Origin of the sequence: Ectothiorhodospira magna (assembly GCF_900110965.1) — a bacterium.
Taxonomy (GTDB): Bacteria; Pseudomonadota; Gammaproteobacteria; order Ectothiorhodospirales; family Ectothiorhodospiraceae; genus Ectothiorhodospira; species Ectothiorhodospira magna.
This window is the reverse complement of the sequence record NZ_FOFO01000001.1, coordinates 1-24,050: the sequence shown is the minus strand read 5'-3', so window position 1 is coordinate 24,050 and position 24,050 is coordinate 1. Positions and strand designations below refer to the sequence as shown.

Annotated in this window: 17 protein-coding genes; all 17 read left to right on the top strand. The window is 59.0% G+C overall.

What is annotated here, in order from left to right:
* Window positions 1–206 precede the first annotated feature (206 nt).
* Entirely contained in the window at window positions 207–509 is a 303-nt protein-coding gene (gene cowN / locus BMX62_RS00090) for a N(2)-fixation sustaining protein CowN (protein ID WP_090202240.1), read from the top strand.
* A 187-nt stretch (window positions 510–696) separates the two neighbouring features.
* Window positions 697–3,558, top strand: coding sequence for a DEAD/DEAH box helicase (locus BMX62_RS00085; protein ID WP_238375776.1), 2,862 nt, complete (start codon window positions 697–699; stop codon window positions 3,556–3,558).
* A gap of 2 nt (window positions 3,559–3,560) precedes the next feature.
* The gene (locus BMX62_RS00080; RefSeq protein ID WP_090202236.1) at window positions 3,561–8,477 is read left to right on the top strand and encodes an Eco57I restriction-modification methylase domain-containing protein; all 4,917 of its coding nucleotides are present in this window, start codon (window positions 3,561–3,563) and stop codon (window positions 8,475–8,477) included.
* Between the two features lie 99 nt (window positions 8,478–8,576).
* Window positions 8,577–10,391 (top strand): DUF262 domain-containing protein, encoded by a 1,815-nt coding sequence (locus tag BMX62_RS00075; RefSeq protein ID WP_238375775.1) that lies wholly within the window; start codon window positions 8,577–8,579, stop codon window positions 10,389–10,391.
* A gap of 39 nt (window positions 10,392–10,430) precedes the next feature.
* Complete coding sequence (locus BMX62_RS13345; protein ID WP_090202234.1) at window positions 10,431–10,613, top strand: nucleotidyltransferase domain-containing protein; 183 nt, start codon at window positions 10,431–10,433, stop codon at window positions 10,611–10,613.
* Between the two features lie 92 nt (window positions 10,614–10,705).
* Window positions 10,706–11,203 carry a hypothetical protein gene (locus tag BMX62_RS00065; protein ID WP_143339625.1) on the top strand — a complete coding sequence of 166 codons (498 nt, stop codon included), beginning with the start codon at window positions 10,706–10,708 and terminating at the stop codon, window positions 11,201–11,203.
* 146 nt (window positions 11,204–11,349) lie between these two features.
* The gene (locus tag BMX62_RS00060) at window positions 11,350–11,628 is read left to right on the top strand and encodes a type II toxin-antitoxin system RelE/ParE family toxin (RefSeq protein WP_090202230.1); all 279 of its coding nucleotides are present in this window, start codon (window positions 11,350–11,352) and stop codon (window positions 11,626–11,628) included.
* A gap of 8 nt (window positions 11,629–11,636) precedes the next feature.
* Window positions 11,637–11,924 (top strand): HigA family addiction module antitoxin, encoded by a 288-nt coding sequence (locus BMX62_RS00055; protein ID WP_202906166.1) that lies wholly within the window; start codon window positions 11,637–11,639, stop codon window positions 11,922–11,924.
* A gap of 64 nt (window positions 11,925–11,988) precedes the next feature.
* Window positions 11,989–12,279 carry a DUF2442 domain-containing protein gene (locus BMX62_RS00050; protein ID WP_090202226.1) on the top strand — a complete coding sequence of 97 codons (291 nt, stop codon included), beginning with the start codon at window positions 11,989–11,991 and terminating at the stop codon, window positions 12,277–12,279.
* A 244-nt stretch (window positions 12,280–12,523) separates the two neighbouring features.
* On the top strand, window positions 12,524–12,826 hold the full coding sequence (locus BMX62_RS00040) for a CopG family antitoxin (protein WP_090202225.1): 303 nt from the start codon (window positions 12,524–12,526) through the stop codon (window positions 12,824–12,826).
* 59 nt (window positions 12,827–12,885) lie between these two features.
* A complete protein-coding gene (locus BMX62_RS00035) occupies window positions 12,886–13,272 on the top strand; it encodes an ApaLI family restriction endonuclease (protein WP_090202223.1) in 387 nt (128 codons plus the stop codon).
* 89 nt (window positions 13,273–13,361) lie between these two features.
* Window positions 13,362–13,664, top strand: coding sequence for a helix-turn-helix domain-containing protein (locus tag BMX62_RS00030; RefSeq protein ID WP_090202222.1), 303 nt, complete (start codon window positions 13,362–13,364; stop codon window positions 13,662–13,664).
* A gap of 273 nt (window positions 13,665–13,937) precedes the next feature.
* On the top strand, window positions 13,938–14,237 hold the full coding sequence (gene nadS / locus BMX62_RS13205; protein ID WP_338011464.1) for a NadS family protein: 300 nt from the start codon (window positions 13,938–13,940) through the stop codon (window positions 14,235–14,237).
* A gap of 77 nt (window positions 14,238–14,314) precedes the next feature.
* Window positions 14,315–20,704 carry a DEAD/DEAH box helicase gene (locus tag BMX62_RS00020; RefSeq protein WP_090202220.1) on the top strand — a complete coding sequence of 2,130 codons (6,390 nt, stop codon included), beginning with the start codon at window positions 14,315–14,317 and terminating at the stop codon, window positions 20,702–20,704.
* A 4-nt stretch (window positions 20,705–20,708) separates the two neighbouring features.
* Complete coding sequence (locus tag BMX62_RS00015; RefSeq protein ID WP_090202219.1) at window positions 20,709–22,883, top strand: UvrD-helicase domain-containing protein; 2,175 nt, start codon at window positions 20,709–20,711, stop codon at window positions 22,881–22,883.
* Window positions 22,884–22,941: 58 nt separating this feature from the next.
* Window positions 22,942–23,739, top strand: a complete 798-nt coding sequence (rluB, locus tag BMX62_RS00010; protein WP_090202217.1) for a 23S rRNA pseudouridine(2605) synthase RluB — start codon at window positions 22,942–22,944, stop codon at window positions 23,737–23,739.
* Between the two features lie 199 nt (window positions 23,740–23,938).
* Window positions 23,939–24,050 (top strand): helix-turn-helix domain-containing protein (locus tag BMX62_RS00005; protein ID WP_338011465.1); only part of this gene is annotated, 112 nt, incomplete at its 3' end.

Below are 24,050 nucleotides of genomic sequence, written 5' to 3'. Positions count from 1 at the left end.
CCGCCGCCTTCCCCTCATCCCAACCCTTCTCCCCCAAGGGGAGAAGGGGGCCTTGGCTCCACACCTGTCATCTTTCCTACACCCCCATGGGCATCCCGTGCCCTACCTTGGAAATTCCTTCATCATTAACAGTGACTTACAAACCCATATAAACTGGCTCGCTCCTTGCATCATGGCCGATAAAACACCCACTCAAGGAGCCGTTCATGTCCCGCCCCACTCTCCATCCCGACGCCGCCAACGCCCGCTACATCAGCTTCAAGGACCTGGACTGTGACGGCAACGCCCGCCGGGTCATGAGCCTGATCGAGGAATACACCGCCGATCCAGCCCACCAGTCCCCCTTCTGGGATTATTTTCTGGGCAAACGCAACCCAAAATCCGGCCCCAAGCCGGACGACCTGTTCCTGATCCACGCCAACATCAATCAGATCCGCGAACTGTTCGAGGCATGTGGCGATGAAGACGCCCAAGCCCTGCTGACCTGGGTGGAAGAAGCCTGCTGCTGACACCGGACACCGGGACTCCCGCCTTGGCGGGAGTGAGCGGAAAATGTGCCAACTTGCACGAGACAGACCACAGGCATGGTAAGCTCCACCAAACAGCAAAAAACCCCAGGAACACCACCCCGGTGACGGCACGAGGCCACCTTCTTCTGGCCCGATAACGCCCCGGGCCGGATAAGGCGGGCCAGCTATGCCAGTGAACTACGCGCCGGGAATGCGGGTGGAAATCCGCGACGCGGAATGGCGCATCCGCATGATCAGCCGCACCACCGACGGCGGCTATCTACTCATCTGCGAAGGCATCTCGGAACTGGTGCGGGGCAGGGAAGGGCACTTCCTCACCACCCTCGAATCACATATCCGCATCCTCGATCCCCGCAAAACCCACCTGATCGACGACCTCAGCAGCGGCTATCAGGCCAGCCTGCTTTATCTGGATACCGTCATCCGCAAAACCCCGGTGGCCGGCCCCCAGATCCGCCTGGGACACCGGGCCGCCCTCGACCCCCTCCCGTTTCAACTCGAACCCGCCCGCCAGGGCCTGAGCCAGGCCCGCTGCCGCATATTGATCGCCGATGCCGTCGGTCTTGGGAAAACCCTGGAAGCCGGTATCCTCACCGCCGAACTCATCGCCAGAGGCCGGGGCCGCCGCATCCTGGTCCTTACCAGCAAATCCATGCTGGCCCAGTTCCAGCAGGAATTCTGGAACCGCTTCACCATCCCCCTGGTCCGGCTCGACTCCGTGGGCCTGCAACGGGTACGCAACCGCATCCCCGGCAACCACAACCCGTTCCACTATTTCGACCGGGCCATCATCTCCATCGACACCCTCAAACAGGACATCGAATACCGTCATCACCTGGAACAGGCCCATTGGGACATCATCATCATCGACGAAGCCCATAACGTGGCCGAACGGGGCGGCCATTCCCAACGGGCCCGCCTCGCCCGCCTGCTGGCCACCCGCTCCGACACCCTCATCATGCTCTCGGCCACCCCCCACGACGGCAAGCCCCGCAGCTTCGCCAGCCTGATGAACATGCTCGACCCCACCGCCATTGCCAACCCGGAGGACTACGCCCACGAGGATTTCCGCGACAAGGGACTGGTCATCCGCCGCTTCAAAAAGGACGTGCAGGACCAGTTGGGCCGCTACCAGCATGAACGGGATATCGACCGCATCCGCATCCCCGCCTCGGCAGCCGAGGAAGCCGCCCACGACTTCCTGGACGGACTCACCTTCCATACCCTGGATGGCCGCCCCGGCGCCGGCGGCGCCCAGCTCTTTCGCACCACCCTCAAAAAAGCCCTCTATTCCAGCCCCGCCGCCTGTCTCGCCACCCTGGACACCCGCCTGCGTCGCCTGGAAAAACTCGACCCCAACCCGGACCTGATCCAGGACCAGGACACCCTGAGACAACTGCGCCAGATTCTGCAGGCCATCGACCCCACCCATTTCAGCAAATACCAGCGCCTGCTGACCCTGCTGGGCACCGGACCCGACAGCCTGGGCTGGCAGCCCAACGACACGGAAGACCGGCTGGTGATCTTCACCGAAAGCCTGCGCACCCTGGACTTTCTCCAGCATCACCTATGTGCCGATCTCAGCCTGAAACCGGATCAGGTGGCCGTACTGCGGGGGGATCGTCCCGACCGGGAACTGATGGCCATTGTCGAAGACTTTGGCCGGCGGGAAGCCCCGGTCCGCCTGCTGCTTTGCTCCGATGTGGCCGCCGAAGGCATCAACCTCCATCACCTGTCCCACCGCCTGATCCACTTCGACATCCCCTGGTCCCTGATGGTGTTCCAGCAGCGCAATGGCCGCATCGACCGCTACGGCCAGACCCGTTGCCCCCGGATTCGCTACCTCATCACCGCCGCCAGCAACCCCAGGGTGCAGGACGAACAGCGGGTGCTGGATATCCTCATCGACAAGGACGAACAGGCCCAGCGCAACATCGGCGACCCCTCCGAATTTCTCGGCCAGTTCGACGCCGCCGAAGAAGAAGCCACCGTGGCCGAATTCATGGAACAGGACAGCGACGACCTGGCCGGCCTGTTTGCCCAATTCCTCGACCAGCAACAGTCCCAAAGCGCCAACCCCCTGGACGCCTTCATTCCCGACACCCCCGCCACGCCGCCCCCCGCCGCCGCCCCGTTCAGCCTGTTCGAGGACGACTTCCACTACGCCACCACCGCCCTCAACGGACTCCGGGACAGCGGCGTCCCCCTGCAGGTGGACGTGGACCCCCGCGCCCGCCGGCTGACACTCACCTCACCGCCAGACCTGGTGCAGCGCCTGCGCCATCTGCCCCCCGAATCCCGCCCCGACAACGACCGCTTCATCCTCACCCCGGTGGTGGAGCGGATTAAGGACGGCCTGCGCCGTCGCCGGGACGAGGACAGCCCCTGGGCCGAGGAACATTATCTGTGGCCCCTGCATCCGGTGATGGAATGGCTGGCGGATCGCGCCCTGTCCGCCTTTGGCCGCCACACCGCCCCGGTCCTGCGCCTGCCCGCCGCCCTTGGCCCGGAGGATACCGCCTTCCTGCTCCACGGCGGCTACCCCAACCGCCGGGGCTACCTGCTCATCCAGTCCTGGATCGGTCTGGTGCTACGGGCCGGTCAGGTGGTGGACACCCTCACCCTGGACGGCTTCTGCCGCCGTCTGCAACTCACCCCCGGCCAGATGGCCAACCGGGGCCAGGCCGGACCCACCGACACCCTTCAGGCCCAGCTTCCCGAAGTGGTGGACCTGGCCCTGACCCACCTGGACCAGCACCGCCGTCGGGAAGAAGCCCATCTCAATCATCAGCTCAACATCCAGATGAGCGCCATGGACGCCCTCAAACAGCGCCATATCCGCCAACTGGAACAGGCATTGTCCGCCAGCGCCCAGGCCGACGCCCTCAAGACCCGCCGCCGGGACGAAGGCATGGCCCATATCGACCGCATCTTCAAGGACTACGAAGACTGGCTGGAAGACACCCAGATGATCGAACCCCAACCCTACATCCAGGTGATTGTCGCCTGCACCGGAGAGGAGACCTGACCATGGCCTGGGCCGGCATCATCAACGACAACGAATTCTATTCCGAGCATTACCTGAGCGAACGCTTTCTGGATGACATCCGCGACAGCCTGGAACGCTGGCACACGGCGGAACAGGCCGCCAGGGACGCCCTGCCCAAGGGAGACACCCTGCCGGAACACCAACTGGCCCCCTGGCAGCGTCTGGCCCGCATGGCCCACGCCCACCTTCAGGGGCTATCCCAACTGGAACGGGAGCGAGATCCCCGCCGCCGGGTTCAGGCCCAGCGGGAATCAGTGCGAGACCTGCTGGCCGTCCTGGGCTACCACTACGCCCCCCGTCGCCTTCCCGCCGCCGCCGACACCGAATTCCCCGTACTGGCGGAATACCTGGACCCGGACAACGCCCCCCTGCTGTGGGTGGTGCAGGCCGTGCCCCTGGCCGAGCCGGACACCGACCCCCTGATCGTCTCCCTGCTGGAATCCCAATACCTCACCCTGGACCCCAGCCCGGTGCCGCGCCCCCTGTGGGACGGCGACCAGCTCACCGACTGGCAAAGCGCCCTGGGCCGCTTCATCTTCACCCAGACCCGGCCCCCCCGCTGGGTACTGCTGGCCAGCCCCCGCCAATGGCTGCTCATCGACCGGGCCAAATTCGCCCAGGGCCGCATCCTGCGCCTGGACTGGGTGGAACTGCTCTCCCGCCGGGAAACCGAAAGCCTCAAGGTGGCCACCGCCCTGATGCACCGGGACTCCCTGCTGGACGGCCAGGGCCGCAGCCTGCTGGACACCCTGGAAGACAACGCCCACCGCCACGCCTTCGGCGTCTCCGAAGACCTCAAATACGCCCTGCGGGAATGTATCGAACGGCTGGGCAACGAAGCCGCCGCCCATCTGGTGGCCCAGGCCAGGGACCAGAAAAAAGGCATCTTCTCCGGCCAGCTCGACCCCCACCAGCTCAGCCTGGAATGTCTGCGCTACATGTACCGGCTGCTGTTTTTGTTTTACATCGAAGCCCGCCCGGAACTGGGCTACGCCCCCATGCACACGGAAACCTACCTCAAGGGCTACAGCCTGGAACACCTGCGGGAACTGGAACTGGTCCCCCTCACCAGCCCCGCCGAACAACAGGGCCGCTATTTTCACGACACCCTCACCACCCTGTTCCGGCTGGTGCGGGAAGGCCACCGCCCCGCCGGCGACCTGCTCTCCAGCGGCGGCACGGGCCGGGACGCCTTCACCATGGCCCCCCTGCAATCCCACCTGTTCGACCCCGCCCGCACCCCGCTGCTCAACCGGGTGGTATTCACCAACGCCACCCTGCAACAGGTCATCCGCCTCATGTCCCTGTCCCGCCCCGCCAGGGGCCGCCGTCGCCGGGGCCGCATCTCCTACGCCCGCCTGGGCATCAACCAGCTGGGCGCCGTTTACGAAGCCCTGCTCAGCTACCGGGGCTTTTTCGCCGAAGATGACCTCTACGAAGTCAAGCGGGCCGGCGAGGACAACCCCGACCCCCTGGACACCGGCTATTTTGTCGATGCCCAGGCCCTGGAACAGTACACCGAAGAAGAACGGGTGTATGACCAGGACGACGCCGGCAGACGGGTACTGCGCCGCCATCCCAGGGGCACCTTTCTTTACCGTCTGGCGGGCCGGGACCGGCAGAAATCCGCCAGCTACTACACCCCCGAAGGACTCACCCGCAGTCTGGTCCGATACGCCCTGGCGGAACTGTTCAAGGAACAGCTCGACCCCCTGCCCGACGATGCCGCCCGGGCCGAACGCCTGTTACAACTGCGGATTTGCGAGCCGGCCATGGGGTCCGCCGCGTTCCTCAACGAAGCCATCGACCAGTTGGCCGACCATTACCTGGCCCTGGCCCAGAGCGCCTGCGACGCACGGATTCCCCAGGCGGACTACGCCGCCGAAAAGCAGCGGGTGAAGATGTACCTGGCCGACCACAACGTATTCGGCGTGGACAAAAACCCGGTGGCGGTGGAACTGGCCCAGGTCTCCCTGTGGCTCAACGCCCTCTCCGACGACCGTTTTGTCCCCTGGTTTGGCCTGCAACTGCTCAACGGCGACTCCCTGGTGGGTGCGCGCCGGGCGGTCTATCCCCAGGACAGCCTGGGCCGCAAGCCCAAGGACGAGGCCGCCTGGCACAACCGCGCCCCGGACCCGGTGCCCCATCATGCCCCCCGGCCTCCCCAGGGCATCTGGCATTTCCTTTTGCCCGATCCCGGCATGGCCCACTATGGGGACAGAGGGGTCAAACAGCTGCACCGCTCGGCCATCGCCGCCATCGACACCTGGCGCAAGACCTTCACCCGTCCCCTGGACCGGGACGAGCAGCAGCGTCTGGTCCGGCTGTCCGAGCGCATCGAAGCCCTCTGGCACCAACATGCCACCGATCTGGAGCGGATGCGCCGCCGCACCACCGACCCCTATGCCATCTATGGCCGGCAAGCCGACGGACAGGCCAGCACCCTGGACGAAAAGGACCGGCTGCTGGAAGGTCATGCCCAGTACCGCAAGAACGCCGGCGCCTATCTGCGCCTCAAGCTGGTGATGGACTACTGGTGCGCCCTCTGGTTCTGGCCCATTGCCGAGGCGGCCCAGTTGCCGGACCGGGAAGAATATCTGTTCGATCTGGAAAATCTGCTATTGGGGGACATCATTGCCGCCGGTCCCCGTTATGAGGTGCGAGACCTGTTCAATGCCGGTGAGGAAGAGGAGCGCGGGCGCCGGTTTGTGGACCGTTTCGGGGTGGTGGATCTGGAAGTGCTGTTTGCCGCCTTTCCCCGTTTGCGGCTGGCGGACCAGATTGCCCGGCGGCGGCGTTTTTTCCATTGGGAACTGGAGTTTGCCGATTTCTTTGTGGGGGAGCCGACCCCGGCGGGGGGAGGTTTTCATCTCATCCTGGGGAATCCGCCCTGGATCAAGGTGGAATGGGAGGAGGCGGGAATACTGGGGGATCACGAACCCCTGTTTGTCCTGAGAAAGTATTCCGCCAGTCGGCTCAATGCATTGCGGGAGCAGATTTTTCACCGGATTCCGGCCTTGCCCCCGGCCTGGCGGGAGGAGTACGAGGAATCGGAAGGGACGCAGAATTTTCTCAATGCAGTGGGGAATTATCCTCAACTTGCCGGGCAAAAGGCCAATCTGTACAAGTGTTTTCTGCCACGGTCATGGATGATTGGCAATGAAAAGGGCGTCACCGGATTGTTGCATCCCGAAGGAATTTATGACGATCCCAAGGGTGGAGGATTGCGGCGGGAGGTGTATTCGAGGTTGCGGGGGCATTATCAGTTCGTCAATGAAATGGGATTATTTGCAGATGTACATAATCAGACGTTATTCAGCATTAATATACATGGTTCTTGGTCCGCATCTCCGAACTTTTACCATGCGGCCAATCTTTTCGTCCCCAAAACCATAGACGCCTGTTTCAATCATAAAGGCACAGAGCCTGTGCCTGGCATCAAGGAGGAAATTGAAGGCGAAGATGGCCGCATCCGGGTGCGCTGGAATACAGAGGGTCATGCCGACCGTATCATCAATGTCACGGAGCAGGAATTATCCTTGTTTGCCAGACTCTATGACGAATCTGATACGGACCCCCTTGAAGCCCGCCTCCCCGCCCTTCATGCCAACTCTTTGGTCTCCGTACTGAAAAAATTTGCCGCTCAGCCTCGGCGCTTGGGCGATCTCAAGGATGATTATTATTCAACCCAGCATTGGAATGAGCACAACCAGCAAGAGGACGGCACAATCCGCCGTGAAATCCGTTTTCCCAGGGATGCAGGAGAATGGATACTCTCCGGTCCCCATTTCTTTGTCGGTAATCCCTTGTTCAAGTCTCCGCGTCTTGGTTGCAAGAGTAACAAGGACTATGACGTACTGGATCTGGAAACCCTGCCGGACGACTACCTTCCCCGCACCAACTACGTCCCCGCCTGCACCCCGGACGAATACGCCGCCCGAACCCCCAAAGTCCCCTGGACCGAACCCGGCGCCAGCGGGCCGAAGCGGGTGACGGAGTATTATCGTTTTGTCAATAGAAGAATGTTCGGAGGATCTTCAGAAAGATCCTTTATTGGGTCGATAATTCCCAAAGGATCAGGCCATATACATACTGTTGTAAGCACTGCTTTTAGTGATTGCCGAATAATTTCATTATTTGCAGCTTCTACATTTTCTGTTGTATATGATTTTTTCTTAAAATCTACTGGAAAGTCAGATCTATACGGAAACGATTTAGCTTTTTTCCCTATTATTGAATCCGGGCAAATTTTATTGAGAGGACTGAACTTATTATGTCTCTCTAATCACTACGCCGACCTCTGGCAAACCTGCTGGCAGGACGACTTCCGCCACCAGTGCTGGGCCATCGCCCCTGACAGCCCCGCCGCCCGTCTGCTGCCCGCCGACTTCTTCAGCCGTCTCACCCCCCACTGGCGGCGCCACTGTGCCCTGCGTAGCGACTACGCCCGCCGCCAGGCCCTGCTGGAAATCGACGTACTCGTCGCCCAGGCCCTGGGTCTCACCCTGGCCGAACTGCTCACCCTTTACCGGGTCCAGTTCCCCGTCATGCGCCAGTACGAAGCCGACACCTGGTACGACGCCACGGGCCGCATCATCTTCACCCCCAGCAAGGGTCTCACCCAGGTAGGACTCCCCCGCAAGGCCCGCCGTGCCGACCTGCAAAACGGCATCAGCTACGGCATCGAATCGCCCCAGCGCAGCGAACGGGACATCCCCCTGGGCTGGGAAGACATCGCCCACCTGCAACAGGGCACCGTCAGCAAAACGTATCAGGACGACACCCAACCCGGCGGCCCCATCCCCCGCACCATCCACTATCACGCCCCCTTCCACAAACCCGACCGGGAAGAAGACTACCGGGTGGCCTGGGGGGTTTTTGAGGGGTTGAAAAGCTGAATACAGTCATGGGTGACGGCGATTAAGCGCTTTTAAGCTTTTACAGCGGGGGCGCATCATGGTTGAAATTAAGAGGAAACTTGAATTAAGAATTGCCCTATGGGCGAAATAAATTTAACAAATTATTGCGCCGGGCAAGCTGGTGAATGCATTGAGAAAATAGAGATTAACATGTCAAAACTAAACGTTGACCAGAAAACCATCTTTGAATTGCTGTCTGATAAAAAGGCTGATTTTCTTATTCCAGACTATCAGCGACCGTATGCTTGGAATGAAGAGCAATGTCAGACCCTGTGGGATGATCTTTTTACATTTTCATTTCCAAATAATGACTATGAAGCCTTTGATAAAAACGATGAATACTTTTTAGGATCAATTGTTACATTTAAGAACAATGATGGGCAGTCAGAGGTTATTGATGGCCAGCAGCGTCTTACGACAATAATGCTTATCCTGCGTGCATTTTATGATAAGTTTGCCCATATGCAAGATGCTAACTCAAAACAAACACGCGACAGGATTGAGAAATGCATATGGAAAACTGATGAATTTGGAAGTGCTGATAAATCGACCTTAAAAATTGACTCTGAAGTGGCTACGGATAACGACAAGGAGGAATTTCTTGACTTGCTGCGAACTGGCACAGTGAAGCCAAACAGCAAAAGCCAATATGTCAGCAATTATCAATTCTTCCAAAAAAAAATCGATGATTTTTTGCAAGCGTTCGCAAGCTATTTTCCATATTTTCCTGCAAGAATATTAGGTAACTGCATCCTGCTTCCTATAGAGGCGGAGTCGCAAGACACGGCTCTCAGAATATTCTCGACATTAAATGATCGCGGTTTACCGCTAGCAGATGCCGACATATTTAAGGCTCAGTTCTATAAGTATTATGGCGAGATCGATAAAAAGGATGATTTCATTTCCGAATGGAAAAATCTTGAGGAGCTGACAAGTTCAATTTCCTACTTAAATACGGGCTCTCCAATGGATGAGCTTTTCGCTCGTTACATGTATTACTTGCGCGCAAAAGAAGGAAATAAAAGCACTACTACTGAGGCGTTGCGGAAATTCTACGAGCGCAATAAATACCAATATCTAAAGCGCCCAGAGACGATCTCAAACTTAAAAGCACTAGCCTTATTCTGGAAAAGCATTTCTAATCAGGATAGTCAAAGATTTTCTGAATCTATTCTTAAGAAGTTATTTGTTCTGACTTACGCGCCAAATGGGATGTGGCAGAATATAGTTTCAGTCTATTTTCTCCATCATAGAACATCGGAAGACGCCTTGAGCGATCCTGAATTTGAGGTGTTTTTGGATCGGATAACGGCCTTCATCTTTGCGTATGCCATAACAAATCCTGGCGTCAATGCTTTGCGCACCCCTATTTACGATGAAATGGTAAATATTGTTAATGGTAAAGAAGTCACATTTTCAAAGTATAGGTTCGATGAAGAGCAGGCTAGATCATTTTTTGAGAATTATCGGTTTACAAATCAAAGAAATATAACTCGCTCTATGGTCACATGGTTTGCATATACTTTTTCGAATCAACTCCTTCTTGATATTAATGAGATATTTCATTTAGAGCATATATTTTCTAAAAAAAGACAAGAAATGGAAGGTGAGCTCCAGAATAGTTCGGCTATAGAATCTCTTGGTAATAAGGTTTTGCTTGAAGGGAGCATCAACATTCGTGCCTCTGACTATAGATTCAAAGATAAAAAGAAAATCTACAGCGGAGAGCAACGGCGTGGAAAAAATAAGGGGGCAACAAAAGTCTATGAAATATATGAAATCATAAAGCTAGAAGATTTTGGTGAGGATCAGATAAATCAACGCAATGGCGAGATACTGGATAAATTCTTTGCATTTCTTCATGATCAGGATTTGATAGATGTGACAGCTTAATCTCCTGTTAGGAAGGCGAAATATGAAGCCAAGGGCTACATTATAACGCTTACTTCACGCGTACCAAGAATTCTTCAGATTTGGTTGATCGGCTCTCATGCCAATGGGCAGTTCCGAGAGGATTCAGATTGGGATTTTATTGTGTTTTCAGATTCAGCGTCCATTGTATGGGATAAAACGATGCCGCGCTCTGTTTTTTCTGCTGGTTATGGCGAATATTAGGCGCACATGTGACCAAACAAATCCACAGTTCGGTTGTGATGGGTTGGCTAAACCTTGACGCATGGTCCGAAATGTATGTTGGACTCCACTGGATGGTGACGCATGAACTACCCGAGCGCCACTACGAGACGGCACCGAGGCACGGCCCTCTCTCAAAACTTGTTCTGCTGGGTTCGCATCACCTCATCGAAGTAATGCTTTTCAAGTGCATTCGCCGCATTCTGGATAATAGCGCTGGAGCGCATCCTGACCTCGACCACAGATATGACCGTGTGCAATTTTTGGATGCTTTTTCAAAGTGGCCAGAAAGGTTGGTGGGGTCGCCGTTTGATGATGAATCCGAGCCCTTCAAGTCAGTGCTAACTCTGTCACGTAGGCGTAACGCAACAATCCACAAGGAATCCGCCCTCACGACTTTAGATATGGCCAGGGCCGCGCTGTATACGGCAGTCTATGCCTCAGAAGCAATCGAACGGCACCTGCTCGGTAGTAAGAATTTCAAGTATGAGAGAGTGTTGAAGAAATATCCTCTGCCGTCTGGGCAATGGTTTAGCGAGGTAAAGCTAATCGATGCTAAGCGGGGCATTTAGTATATGAATCTGTAGACCAGAACAAGGGTTCAATCGGGCCAAGGAAAGCTCTGGGACGGAAAATTCGAGCGAGTATTGGTCGGCGCCGGTTAACCTAAATTTTATGTAGCTTGACAATGTTGCGTATCGCGCTACACTCATAACCTATGATTATAAATTTCAAGCACAAAGGACTAAAGCTTTACTTCGAAACTGGAAGTAATCGCGGTATTCAAGTGAAACATGCCATCCGCTTGCGATTGCAATTAACGGCGTTAAATACTGCGATGGATATTTCAGATCTCGATATTCCAGGATACAAACTGCATCCGCTAAAAGGTGATCGCAAAGGTTTTTGGTCGATAACAGTCAATGGCAACTGGTGTTTGACCTTTGAGTTTCGTGATGGCCATGTGTATCTGCTAGATTATGAGGATTATCACTGATGTCTGTAATGTTTAACCCGGTTCATCCCGGTGAATTTATTTTGTCAACCTACATGGAGCCTTTTGGTATTAGTTGTCGATATCTTGCGGCAAAGTTGGATGTTTCTCCATCCACACTCAATCGGATACTGAAGGGGCAAAGTGGCGTAAGCCCGGAAATGGCACTTCGTTTATCTAAAGCTTTGGGTAGAAGCCCAGAAAGTTGGTTGGCTATGCAGGATGCTTATGATTTGTGGCATGTCGGGAAGAAATTGAGTTTAGACAAGGTGCAGAAAGTTGAGCTTACTGCTGCATAACAAGGCGCAGCAGTTCGCGCTTTAAAACCGAACTCAATTCTGGAGGCTTGGGAGGGTCATTGCGATGAGCTTATCAGCGCTTGGCGAGAGCACTTCGCTAGTTGAGGTAACTAATATTTCCAGTTTTGGAATCTGGCTCTTGGTCAGGGAAAAGAAAATGTTTCTGCCTTACGACGATTTTCCCTGGTTTAAAGACCGCTCGGTGAGGGAGATAGTCAATGTCGAGGAACCGCAGCCTGGTCATTTCTATTGGCCCGATCTCGATATCGACTTGACGGAAGAAATTATCGAACATCCTGAGCGCTTTCCGATGCGGGCAAAGCACATAAAAAAAGAGTTAACCGAACACCGGTAAAAAGCATAAATTATGAGTGAACGCGGAGTCTCCTTCGAAGATGTTCTGTTTGCTCTATAGTCTGGTGGTTTGCTTGATGATGGGCCTCATTCCAACAGGGAGAAGTATCCAAACCAGCGTATATTCGTGGTTCGGATAGATGATTATGCCTGGCTGGTGCCGTACATTGAAAATGATAGGGAGTTCTTTCTCAAGACGATTATTCCCAGTCGCAAGGCCACCAAGAAATTTTTAGGAGGGTAACATGGCGAAAACCAAATTGGATACTGAAGAGAAAGAATTGCTTGAGGCATACGAATCCGGAAAGTTTGAGTCGGACTTGGATGCTGATCGTCGCGAGTACCTGGCCAAGATGGCCGAAGAAACTTTCAAGAAAGACAAAAGAATCAATATACGTATCTCTAGCCGGGATCTGGAGGCACTTCAGCGTCGAGCTCTGGAGGAAGGGCTTCCTTATCAGTCTCTCGTGTCCAGTGTCCTGCATAAGTATGTCTCTGGTGGCCTGAAGGACATTTCTGCTAAAAAGTCAGGCCAGCGGACACGCTAACGCACGCCGCTGCCTTCGGCGTTAGCTCTACAGGCACATCCACGAATAAAGGAAATTTAATGCCTATAGAACATGAATTAAGAGCACTGGCAAAAACATACTCAGAGAAATTGAGTGCTCAAATCGATGCTCGCGTAGCGGAAATGGAAGAAGATGACCAGTCTCATTTTTTGATTTATCGCGTTTTGGGTGTCACCACTAAAGAAGGGAAAATGATCGACATTTATCAAAACAAAGGTCGTTTTCTATACAAATACGCAGGATCTTTCCTGGAAGAAGCCACGAAACTTTGTTTCAAACACAAGTTCCCTGATTCTGGAACCGTGAAGATTCCAAACACCATAGGCCAACGACCAAAAACGTTTGAAATCGACTGCCTCGTTGACCCCGATGCTATTGAGATTAAGGGGAGTAAGAGTAATATATTTTGCTCGCCTGCAAAGTGACGAACTTTGGCTATTGTTGATCTACGCAAAAAATGTGCGTGGCAATATTCCTGCGCATCTGCTCAAATCAATTCGGGAGGCTATTGAAAATGACTAAGTATCAATCTATGACAGGAGAGGAACTGGGCAAAAAGCTTTTACAGTCTGTGCGTGAAATGAAGGCAGGCAAAGCTTCTCGTACTACTCAGGTCGCACCGAATGACGTTGTCGCCGCACGAATGAAAACCGGGCTTTCGCAGTCTCAGTTTGCCCAAGCGCTTCATATTTCTGCTCGGACATTGCAGGAATGGGAGCAGGGTCGGCGCAGCCCCTCCGGTGCAGCCAAGGCCCTAATTGGCATCGCCTTTAAGCATCCAGAGATTATCGCAGAATCATTGCGTGATGCAGGCTAATCAGGTAAGGCAGCGAAACTTTCCAACTGGCAAATCTGCGGAAGTGATTACGGTATTCACTGATCAGACCTTGACGAAGACCTCAGCATGGAAGGTCTTCTTCGGGGCGCACCGGCACCTAACACAGGGTTAAAACGAACGCTGATAAATCCGATTTTTTTGATAATTTTCCCGCAGTTAAATTTCCAACATCCTGATCAGGTAGCAATAGCTGTGACAGGTTTTAAAGCGGGAGCGCGTCATTCAGAGGTAGCTTGAGACTACACAAGCATTATGGTGATAATGATGACTAATGAATTTCCCAGTATTAAACAGGGGTTGACTGAGGCCGTAGAGTTTTCTCGGGGCAAGTCTAGTAAGGCTGTAGTTCATCAATTTGGCCCACTTGATGTGAAGAAAATTCGCGCTAAAGTCCGCATGTCACAAAACGAATTCGCTTCCGCATTCGGTATAAGTGTCAGTACTCTTCGCCATTGGGAGCGTGGTGATCGTACCCCACATGGGCCGGCCTTGGTGCTTTTGAATATTGTCGCCAAAGAACCTGAAATAGTGCTTCGGGCTCTGGCACCATAGCGCTAACAAGGCCAAGCACAGCGATAGCTTTTCCGTTACGCTTTCGATTCCATACAAAGCTAACCAGGAAGGAACCTATGCTGCCCTCCATCGTGGAAAGCGAAATGCAGGAAGCGGTGCGCCGATTCCTGCGCACCACATTCCCCATGGCCACCCCAGGGTTTCGCCGGGACGATGGCAGCACCCTGCTGGATGAGTTGCTGGACGCCCCAGGAGGGCTGTTCAAGGGACCGTATCTGACCCTGGCACTGCCCTTTCGGCAGACAGAAGCAGGGGAGACCCTTCCCTTTGAACGGGTGCAGATGAACTTTGCCCCCTATCGACACCAGATGCGGGCCTTCTCCCGTCTGTGCGGCGATACCCCCCTGTCTACCCTGGTGGCCACCGGCACCGGGTCCGGCAAGACCGAATGCTTTTCCCTGCCCATCCTGGAAGACAGCGCCCGCCGCCGGGAACGGGGCATCAAGGCCATCATCATCTATCCCATGAATGCCCTGGCCACGGATCAGGCCCGACGGCTGGCCAGGGAAATCCATCGCCAGCCCGGATTGCGGGGCCGGGTCAGCGTGGGCCTGTATGTGGGGGATACCAGCCACGGCACCGGCAAGGTGATGACCGAGGATAGTGTCATCACCTGCCGCGACACCCTGCGGGCCTATCCCCCGGATATCCTGCTCACCAATTACAAGATGCTGGATTTTTTGCTCATGCGCCCGGCGGATCAGCCCCTTTGGCAGCATGACAACCCCGGCTGTCTGCGTTATCTGGTGGTGGATGAACTGCATACCTTCGATGGCGCCCAGGGCACGGATCTGGCCTGTCTGGTGCGACGCCTGCGGCAACGGCTGGGACTGGGGGACGCCCTGGCCTGTGTCGGCACTTCCGCCACCATCGGCGGCCCGGCATCCGCCCAGGCTTTGCGAGACTATGCCGCCCAGGTGTTTGCCACCACCTTTGACGAGGCGGCGGTGATCCAGGAAGACCGCCTCACCCCGGAAGAATTCCTGGCCGGCGCGGAGGTGGTCCATACCCAATGGCCCCAGGGCGGGGTTGGGCAGGGGATGGCCCATGCCCAGCGGGCGGTGGATTATGTGCAGGCCCAGGCCCTGCTGTGGTTCGGGGAGGCGGCGCCCCCTCTGGATGCACCCGATCCCGCCGAGGCCCTGCAGGCCCGGTTTGCCCTGGGGGAATGTCTGCGGGGATGTGCCCCCTTTCGGGAAATGTTGCAGGCGGCCCATCAGATGGTGGATGTGGAATCGGTGCTGGCCCGCTGGGCGGCCCGTTTTCGCATTGACCGGGGACAGGCCCGGCAGTGGCTGGACAGTCTGCTGGCTTTGACGGCCTGGGCCAGACGGCCCCAGTCGCCGGATCAGGGGGCGGCCCTGCCGCTGGTCAATCTGCGCCTGCAGTCCTGGCTGCGGGAATTGAGCCGGTTGGTGGCTTCGGTGGCCCCCCGGCCCGTGCTGCAGTTTGCCGATGATCTGACGGATCTGACCCGGCCCCTGTGCTTGCCGGTGGTCCATTGCCGGGAATGTCATGCCGCGGGCTGGCTGTCCCTGCGCCATCCTTCGGAATCCCGTCTGGAGTCGGATTTGCAGACCTTGTATCGGGGCTATTTCGGCCATCATCCCGATGTCTGCCTGCTGTTTCCCTTGGTGGAACCACCCCAGGGGGCGACCCAGGGGCTGCTGGGGCTGGTGTGCGCCGATTGCGGTCAGTGGCATGGGCGTAACGCCACGGTGGTGGCCTGTCCCGGTTGCGGTGGTGATCATCGGGTGCCGGTATGGACGCCGGACATGCGCCGGGAACAGGGCCGGGGGGAGGCCCGCCGTCTGGGCAGTCACCATGATTGCCCCTTTTGCGGTGCGGTTCAGGGCCTGAGCCTGATGGGGTCTCGGGCGGCATCCCTGTCCAGTGTGCTGATCGGCCAGTTATTCGCCTCCAGTCATAACGATCACCGCAAGCTGATCGCCTTTTCCGATTCGGTGCAGGATGCCGCCCATCGGGCCGGGTTTTTCGGGGCGCGTACCTACAGCACCCTGGTGCGGGGTGCCATTGGCCGGTTCATCCAGATGCAGGGCAACGGCATGTCCCTGTCCCTGGTGGCGGCGGGGATGCCCCGGTTCTGGCGCAGTCTGGCAGGCAGTGATGGGGCTTTTGTGGGCACGTTCATCGCCCCCAATATGGAGTGGTTGCGGGACTATGATGAACTGCGGACCCGTGGCCGGTTGCCCGCCGGTTCCGATCTGCCGGCCCTGGTGGAACAGCGGCTGATCTGGGAGGTGTTGCAGGGGTTCGGGCTGCGTGCCCGGATCGGCAGAACCCTGGAGCGTACCCTGACGGCGGCGGTGGCGGTGGATGGCCGGCGGCTGCTGGAAACCGCCACTTCACTGGCGGCCCGTCTGGGGGAGGAGGTCGGCCCCCTGCGGGGGGTGACGGCGGCGTCGGTGCAGGGGTTTTTGCTGGGGCTGTTATGGCGGTTCCGGGTGCGGGGGGCGTTTTATCATCCCATGCTGGATCACTATATCCAGTCCAGGGGCAAGACCTATGCGCTGTATCGGACGCCTCACATGCCCAACTATGGCGGCGCGGCCCGTCCGCCGGCCCTGCTGACCCTGGGGCCGGTGAGTGGGTCGTTCGAGGATCTGCTGCGCCAGTCCTGGTATCTGGCCTGGTTCAACAAAACCCTGGCCACCGGGGACCGGGTGCTGGCTTCCGCCGAATACCGGCAGGTGATGGGGCGGGTGATGGCCGCCCTGACCCAGGATGGGCTGTTGCTGGAGCGTACCGTGTCCGGGGCGTCGGTCTGGGGACTGAACACAGACCCGTGGCGCTGTACCACCACGGTGACGGAACTGGTCTGTGATGCCTGTGGCCATCGTTTGCAGGTGCCCCTGGAGTCCGTGGCCAGTTGGCTGGGGTTGCCCTGTCTCCATGCCCATTGTGCCGGCACCCTGGCCCCGTCCGTGGGTGCCCCGACCCTGCCGGGGGGGCATTTGCCGGCCCATCCGGTGCGGCTGGTGCCTTCGGAACATAGCGCATTGCTGGGGCCGGCCCAGCGGCTGGCGGTGGAGCAGTCTTTCATCCACGGTGAAACCCCCTGGGACATCAACCTGCTGTCCGCCACGCCCACCCTGGAAATGGGGATCGATATCGGTGACCTGTCCACGGTGCTGCTGTGTTCGGTGCCGCCGGGGCAGGCCAATTATCTGCAGCGCATTGGCCGGGCCGGGCGTCGGGATGGTAATGCCCTGGCCGTCACCGTGGCCAATGCCCATCCCCATGATCTGTATTTTTATGCCGATCCCCTGGCCCTGATTCAGGGGGAGATTCGCCCGCCGGGGGTGTTTTTACAGGCGACGGCGGTTCTGGAGCGGCAGTTGATCGCCTATGGTTTTGATCGCTGGGCGGCTTCGGGGGTGGCGGCGGAGGCCATGCCCGCCACCCTCAAGGGGGTGCTGGATGGGGTGGAGGTCCAGGCCGATGACCGGTTTCCCCTGGTGTTCCTGCGGTGGGTCGAGCACCATCGGGAGGATCTGTTAAGGGATTTTCTGGCCCTGTTTCCCACCTTGCCGGAGGCGGCCCGGGACCATCTGGGGCAGTTCTTGCTGGGGGGGGAGCATGTGGGGGGCATGGCCCATCGGGTGATCAACCGGTTGCAGCAGCTGGTGCAGGAGCGCAAGTCTCTGGTGGCCCGGATCAACCGGTTGATGGCCCAGAAAAAACATCTGGAAGCCCTGCCCAGGGACGAGGCGGTGACCGCGGAGCTGGAAGGGGTGATGGCGGAGCGGAAGGCGTTGAGTACTCTGCGTCAGCGCCTGCAGGAAACCATGACCCTCAATTTTTTCACCGACGAGGGGCTGTTGCCCAACTATGCCTTTCCCGAGGAGGGGGTGACATTGCGCACGGTCATCCTGCGCCGACTGACTTCGGCCCAGCGGGAACAGGCCCAGGGCGGCAAGTCCTATGAACGGGAGCCGATGCAGTTTCAGCGCCCGGCCCAGGTGGCCCTGAGTGAGTTGGCCCCCACCAGCCGGTTTTATGCCGTGGCCCGGCGGGTGGAGATTGATCAGGTGGACCTGTCCGTCAGCGAGGTGCAGTCCTGGCGCCTGTGTGACCGCTGTCACTACATGGAGAATCTGGCCATCAGCGGCGACCCCTATCGGGTCTGTCCCCGGTGCGGCAGTCCCCAGTGGTCCGATGCCGGGCGCCGCCGCAACCTGCTGCGATTGCGACAGGTATTTGCCACCGTGGATGACCGTAGCAGCCGGATCGGGGATGACACTGACCAGCGCACTCCGGTGTTTTTCAATCGGCAGATGCTCATTGACGTGCCCCCCAATGGGGCCACCCATGCCTACCGGATCGCCAGTGACCAGATGCCCTTTGGTTTTGAGTATTTGCCCAGGGTGACCTTGCGGGAGGTGAATTTTGGCCCCCACGGTGCCGAGGATCAGCAGTTTGCGGTGGCGGGGGATATGGCCTCCAGGCCGGGATTTCAGTTGTGCCGGCACTGTGGCAAGGTGCGGCGCCGGGCCGGCGCGGGGCGGCCAGGACAGCAACATGCTTATGACTGCCGCCTGCGGCGGCCCGGTGCGGTGGAGCAGGAGACGGATTTTTTTGACAGCCTCTATCTGTTCCGGGAGCTGGAATCCGAGGCGGTGCGGATCGTGTTGCCCCTGGCGGAGGTGGGCAGCAGCGGGCAGCGGCTGCATTCCCTGATCGCGGCCCTTAATCTGGGGCTGAGACGGTATTTTCAGGGCAATGTGGACCATATCCAGGTGGCCCATCAGTCGGAACCCACCGGCGGCGAGACCCGCAAGCATTATCTGGTGCTCTATGACAGCGTGCCCGGGGGCACCGGGTATCTCAAGGAGCTGTTGCGGGCGCCGGATTCGTTGTTGCAGGTGCTGCGGGCGGCCCATGAGGTGATTCACCATTGCCCCTGTCGCCATGACAGCCACCGTGATGGCTGTTATGCCTGTCTGCTGGCCTATCGGGAAAGTCGCCGGATGAACGAGATTTCCCGTCGGGCCGCCGACGAGATTCTGGGCCGGATACTGGCCCAGGCCCATGCCCTGGAGAGGATCGACAGCCTGGGCGGGGTGACCCTCAATGCCTTGCTGGAAAGCGAACTGGAACAGCGGTTTGTGGATGCCCTGGGCAACACGCCGGGGGTGAGCCTGTCGCCACGGATGGTCAACGGCAAGCCCGGCTATTTTGTCACCGTGGCCCGGCAGCCGGGGTCGGCCCAGGCGGGGGCCTGGACCCTGGAACCCCAGCCTCGGCTGGGTCCGGCGGATGGGGTGGCCCTGGAGACCCGACCCGATTTCATCTTCTGGCCAGTGCGTCAGTCGGGGCGGATTCAGCCGGTGGTGATCTATACCGATGGATTTCAGTATCACCATGATCGCATGGCCGATGACACCGCCAAGCGGCAGGCCATTCTGGATACGGGCCGGTTCCGGCTGTGGACGTTTGGCTGGCATGTGCTGCCCGCCTCTGGTCAGCGTCTGCTGCGGCCGGCGGCGAACCTGCTGGGGGCCGGGCAGCAGCCGGTGATGCAGGGGATTTTCGACGGTTTGTCCGCCGCTGGCGGCTGGCAGCGTCATGGCGCGTATCAGTCGGTGGTGGAGGGGGGATCTTTTGCCTGGCTGCTGATGTATCTGGCCGGTGAGGGGGAGGATAGGGAACGCCTGCGACTGGCTGCCCTGTCCAGGGCGCTGGGCTGGTTGACACCGGCCAGTGTGCGGGACCGGGCCTGTCGTGCCCATCTGCTGGCGCATCTGCGGCCCTGTTTGCCGGGGGCTTTGCTGGCCTGCTGGGACGAAGACCCGTCCACCGCCCCGGCGGTACTGGGCGCTTCCCTGACCGGCAGCGAACCGGCGGTGACCGGGATCTGCACCGGAGTCCGGTTGCCCCTGTCTGCCCTGCAGGCGGCCCAGACCGGGGCGGTGGGGCCGTTACAGACCGAGCTTGTGGGGGTGCATGGTCTGGATGATCGGCTGCGGGTGCAGGACAAGGACTGGGAGCGGTGCTGGATCACCTACTGGGAGGCGGCCAACCTGCTACAGTTTTTGCCCCGGTTGCACCTGACCTGCGCCAGCGGGGTGCAGGCGGGGGTCTACCCGGATCGGGTGGCGGTTTCTTCGTCTCCGGCACCGGATCAGCCGGCGGCGGATTGGGCGCCGCTGATTCAGCAGTCCCTGTTGGGGACGGCGCTGCAGCGGCTGGCCCAGCGGGATCTGCCCTTGCCGGAGGTGGGTCTGGAGTTGCTGGATGACCGGGGCGAGGTGTTGCCGGAGCTGGAGCTGGCCTGGCCCATGGACCGGGTGGGGGTGATGCTGGACGGCGATGAGGCGGATCTGGACCGATGGCGGGCCATGGGCTGGACCGTGCTGGTGGGACTGGATGACCCGGTGGCCGACCGGCTGGTGGAACATTTGAGTCAGGGGACCAAGAGGTGAGTGCGTGAGTGATTTGCAGCCAACGGTGGCATTGTCAATGGATTTTCTGGAGTCCTATGCCCGGATTCCCAAGACCCAGCAGCGCAAGGTGATGGGGTTTGTCACCAAGTTTCGCAATGATCCCCGCAGCAGCGGCATCAACTACGAGAAGATACGGGATGCGGCGGACCCCCATTTTCGTTCCGTGCGGGTGGATCAGGACTACCGGGGCATTATCCTCAGCCCGACCCAGGGGAACGTGTATGTGCTGCTGTGGGTGGACAAGCATGATGCCGCCTACGACTGGGCACGGCGTCATGCCTGCCGGATTCATCCGGAAACCGGCAGTTTGCAGTTGCTCGATGCCACCGTGCTGGAGGCTCCGGCCTTACCGTCCCAGTCCTTTGTCGATACCGGCCAGAGGCCCCTGTTCAATCTCAGGGACCGTGAATATCTGCGTCTGGGGGTGCCCGAGACCCTGCTGGACCTGGTCAAGGGCATCACCTCGGAAGAGGCGCTGGAGCAGGCCGAGGCCCGGTTGCCCAGGGAAGCCTTCGAGGCGTTGTATCTGATTGCCGCTGGCTCTGATGTGCAGGACATCCTGCAGGAGTATGGGGCGCCCCAGGCGGCGGCGGTGGATACCAGCGATTTTGCCGGTGCCCTGCAGCGGGAACAGACCCGGCGCAGTTTCTGTGTGGTGGAGGATGATCAGGCCCTGGAGGGGATGCTGTCGGCGCCTTTGGAGAAATGGCGGATTTTCCTGCATCCCACCCAGCGTCGTCTGGTGGCGTGGGATGTGGCCGGGCCGGTGCGGGTATTGGGTGGCGCCGGTACCGGCAAGACGGTGGTGGCCATGCACCGTGCCCGGTGGCTGGTGCGTCGTGGGGCGGAGGCGACGCCGGGCCGGGTGCTGTTCACCACCTTCACCGCCAATCTGGCGGTGGATATTCAGGAGAATCTGCGCCACATCTGCACCCCGGAGGAACTGGCCCGAATCGAGGTCATTCACATTGACGCCTGGGTGAGTCGGTTTCTCAAATCCAGACAGTATCCCCACCAGATTGTGTATGAAGGTCACGAGCAGTACCGGCATTGCTGGCGGCTGGCCCTGGATGCCCGCCCGGTTGACCCGGATTTGCCGGAGAGTTTTTATCGGGACGAGTGGGAGCGGGTCATCCTGCCCCAGCGGGTGACCGATGAACGCCAGTATTTTCGTGCCAGACGGACGGGGCGGGGGGTGCCCCTGACCCGTCCGCAGCGGGCGGCCATCTGGCCTGTATTCGAGACATTGCGGATTCAGTTGCATCAGCGCGGCTTGCGGACCAGCGAGGATGCCACCCAGGATGCCGCCGATGTGCTGGCCTCCGACCAGGTGCCGCCCCCTTACGCCGCCGTGGTGGTGGACGAGGCCCAGGACATGGGGCCGCAGGTGATGGCCCTGTTGCGGCGCATGGTGCCCCAGGGGAAAAACGATCTGTTCATTGTTGGCGACGGGCATCAGCGCATTTACCGCCGTCGGTATGCCTTGAGTGACTGCGGCATTGAGGTCCGGGGTCGCAGTCGCAAGCTCAGGATCAATTACCGGACCACCGAGGAGATTCGCCGTTTTGCCACCGCCCTGCTGGAAGGGCAAACCGTGGATGATCTGGATGGCGGCGAGGATCGGGGCAGTGATTGCCGTTCCCTGATGCACGGCAGGCCGCCGGTGATCCGGCGGTTTGCCGCCCTGGCCGAGGAACTGGCCTTCCTGGTGGAGACCCTATCCGATCTGAAGGGGGAGGGTGAAGGCCCTGGTGATATTTGTGTGGTGGCCAGGACCAATGCCCTGCTGGATGCCTGTGAGCAGGCGTTGTCGGCGGCGGGCATCCACACCCATCGTCTCAGCCGCAAGCAGGCCGATGCCCGTGGCCATGATGGGGTGCGGCTGGCCACCATGCACCGGATCAAGGGTCTGGAGTTCCGTCATGTGCTGATCATGGCGGTGAATCAGGACGTGCTGCCCCTGCGTCAGGAAATGCAGCGTTCCACCGATCCCACCGAGCAACGGGCCAGCGAGCTGACGGAACGGGCCTTGTTCCACGTCGCTGCCACCCGGGCCATCCGCCAGCTGTTCGTATCCTGCTCCGGGGTGCCCAGTCCTTTTCTGGCGGATTTTATTTCGTCGCCCCTATGGGCGGACGGGGCGGGGGATAATCGGTAGCGGAAAGGGGGGGCAGGTCAGTACACTAGCGGTTTGAGAACGCGAGTTAAGTATAAAAATGGCTGAACGTCTCCACAAATTGCTGGCCCAGGCGGGTCTGGGTTCACGTCGTGAGGTGGAGCGGTGGATCGCTCAGGGCCTGGTGACCGTCAATGGCAAGGTAGCCCAGTTGGGGGATCAGGCCGGCCCGGAAGATCAGGTGACTGTGCGTGGCCGCCCCGTTTCCGTTGAGGCGCCTGCCCCACGGGTGGTGGTTTATCACAAGCCGGAGGGGGAGGTGACTACCCGCGCCGATCCAGAAGGTCGCCCCACCGTGTTTGAACACCTGCCCCGGTTGCGCCAGGGACGCTGGGTGAGCATTGGCCGGCTGGACCTGAATACCTCCGGATTGCTGCTGTTCACCACCGATGGCGAATTGGCCAACCGGCTCATGCACCCTTCCACCGAGGTGGAGCGGGAATATGCGGTGCGGGTGCTGGGTACGGTAGAACCGGCAGTGATTCAGCAGTTACTGGCCGGGGTGACCCTCGAAGACGGTCCGGCTCGCTTCGATGATATCCGGGAGGCCGGGGGAACCGGTGCCAATCATTGGTACCATGTCACCCTCAAGGAAGGCCGTAACCGGGAAGTGCGGCGCCTGTGGGAATCCCAGGGAATCACGGTCAGCCGCCTGATCCGGGTGCGCTACGGCTGTATTCAGCTGGGAACCGGGCTGCGGCTGGGGCGCTGGCGGGAACTGGAGTTCCAGGAAATGAAGGCCCTGTATCAGCAGGCGGGCCTGTCCTGGAAACCACCCCGCAAGGCCCGTGTCATCCGCCCCCCCAAAACCCGACGGGGCGCACCACCCCGGCGGTGAACCCCATCAGCCGACTCAGCAAAAACCCGCGTGAACCCTCGCCCACTCGGGCGGGGAGGTCAGCGGGGGCCGCGCAAGCGGCCCTATTTTTGTGTCTTCTGCCCCTGAACATAGGCTTTCAACGTTGTGACGCTGTGCCGCCCTCGTCGGTAGACTGCATCCGCACTCACTTGAAATCCCCCGTTATAGCTTTTAATCTATGGCTATTGTAGCAGCGAGCACTGACATGCTGAAGGCCACAAAGATACGCATCTACCCCACGACCGAACAGGCGGCATTTCTGAACTGCCAGTTCGGCGCGGTGCGCTTTG

Coding starts and splice junctions, on each gene's coding strand:
- BMX62_RS00065 (WP_143339625.1), top strand. CDS start 10,706: ATGGTGACGCATGAACTACCCGAGCGCCACTACGAGACGGCACCGAGG.
- rluB (WP_090202217.1), top strand. CDS start 22,942: ATGGCTGAACGTCTCCACAAATTGCTGGCCCAGGCGGGTCTGGGTTCA.
- cowN (WP_090202240.1), top strand. CDS start 207: ATGTCCCGCCCCACTCTCCATCCCGACGCCGCCAACGCCCGCTACATC.
- BMX62_RS00030 (WP_090202222.1), top strand. CDS start 13,362: ATGACTAAGTATCAATCTATGACAGGAGAGGAACTGGGCAAAAAGCTT.
- BMX62_RS00060 (WP_090202230.1), top strand. CDS start 11,350: ATGATTATAAATTTCAAGCACAAAGGACTAAAGCTTTACTTCGAAACT.
- BMX62_RS00035 (WP_090202223.1), top strand. CDS start 12,886: ATGCCTATAGAACATGAATTAAGAGCACTGGCAAAAACATACTCAGAG.
- nadS (WP_338011464.1), top strand. CDS start 13,938: ATGGTGATAATGATGACTAATGAATTTCCCAGTATTAAACAGGGGTTG.
- BMX62_RS00020 (WP_090202220.1), top strand. CDS start 14,315: ATGCTGCCCTCCATCGTGGAAAGCGAAATGCAGGAAGCGGTGCGCCGA.
- BMX62_RS00075 (WP_238375775.1), top strand. CDS start 8,577: ATGGGCGAAATAAATTTAACAAATTATTGCGCCGGGCAAGCTGGTGAA.
- BMX62_RS00085 (WP_238375776.1), top strand. CDS start 697: ATGCCAGTGAACTACGCGCCGGGAATGCGGGTGGAAATCCGCGACGCG.
- BMX62_RS00080 (WP_090202236.1), top strand. CDS start 3,561: ATGGCCTGGGCCGGCATCATCAACGACAACGAATTCTATTCCGAGCAT.
- BMX62_RS00040 (WP_090202225.1), top strand. CDS start 12,524: ATGGCGAAAACCAAATTGGATACTGAAGAGAAAGAATTGCTTGAGGCA.
- BMX62_RS00050 (WP_090202226.1), top strand. CDS start 11,989: ATGAGCTTATCAGCGCTTGGCGAGAGCACTTCGCTAGTTGAGGTAACT.
- BMX62_RS00055 (WP_202906166.1), top strand. CDS start 11,637: ATGTTTAACCCGGTTCATCCCGGTGAATTTATTTTGTCAACCTACATG.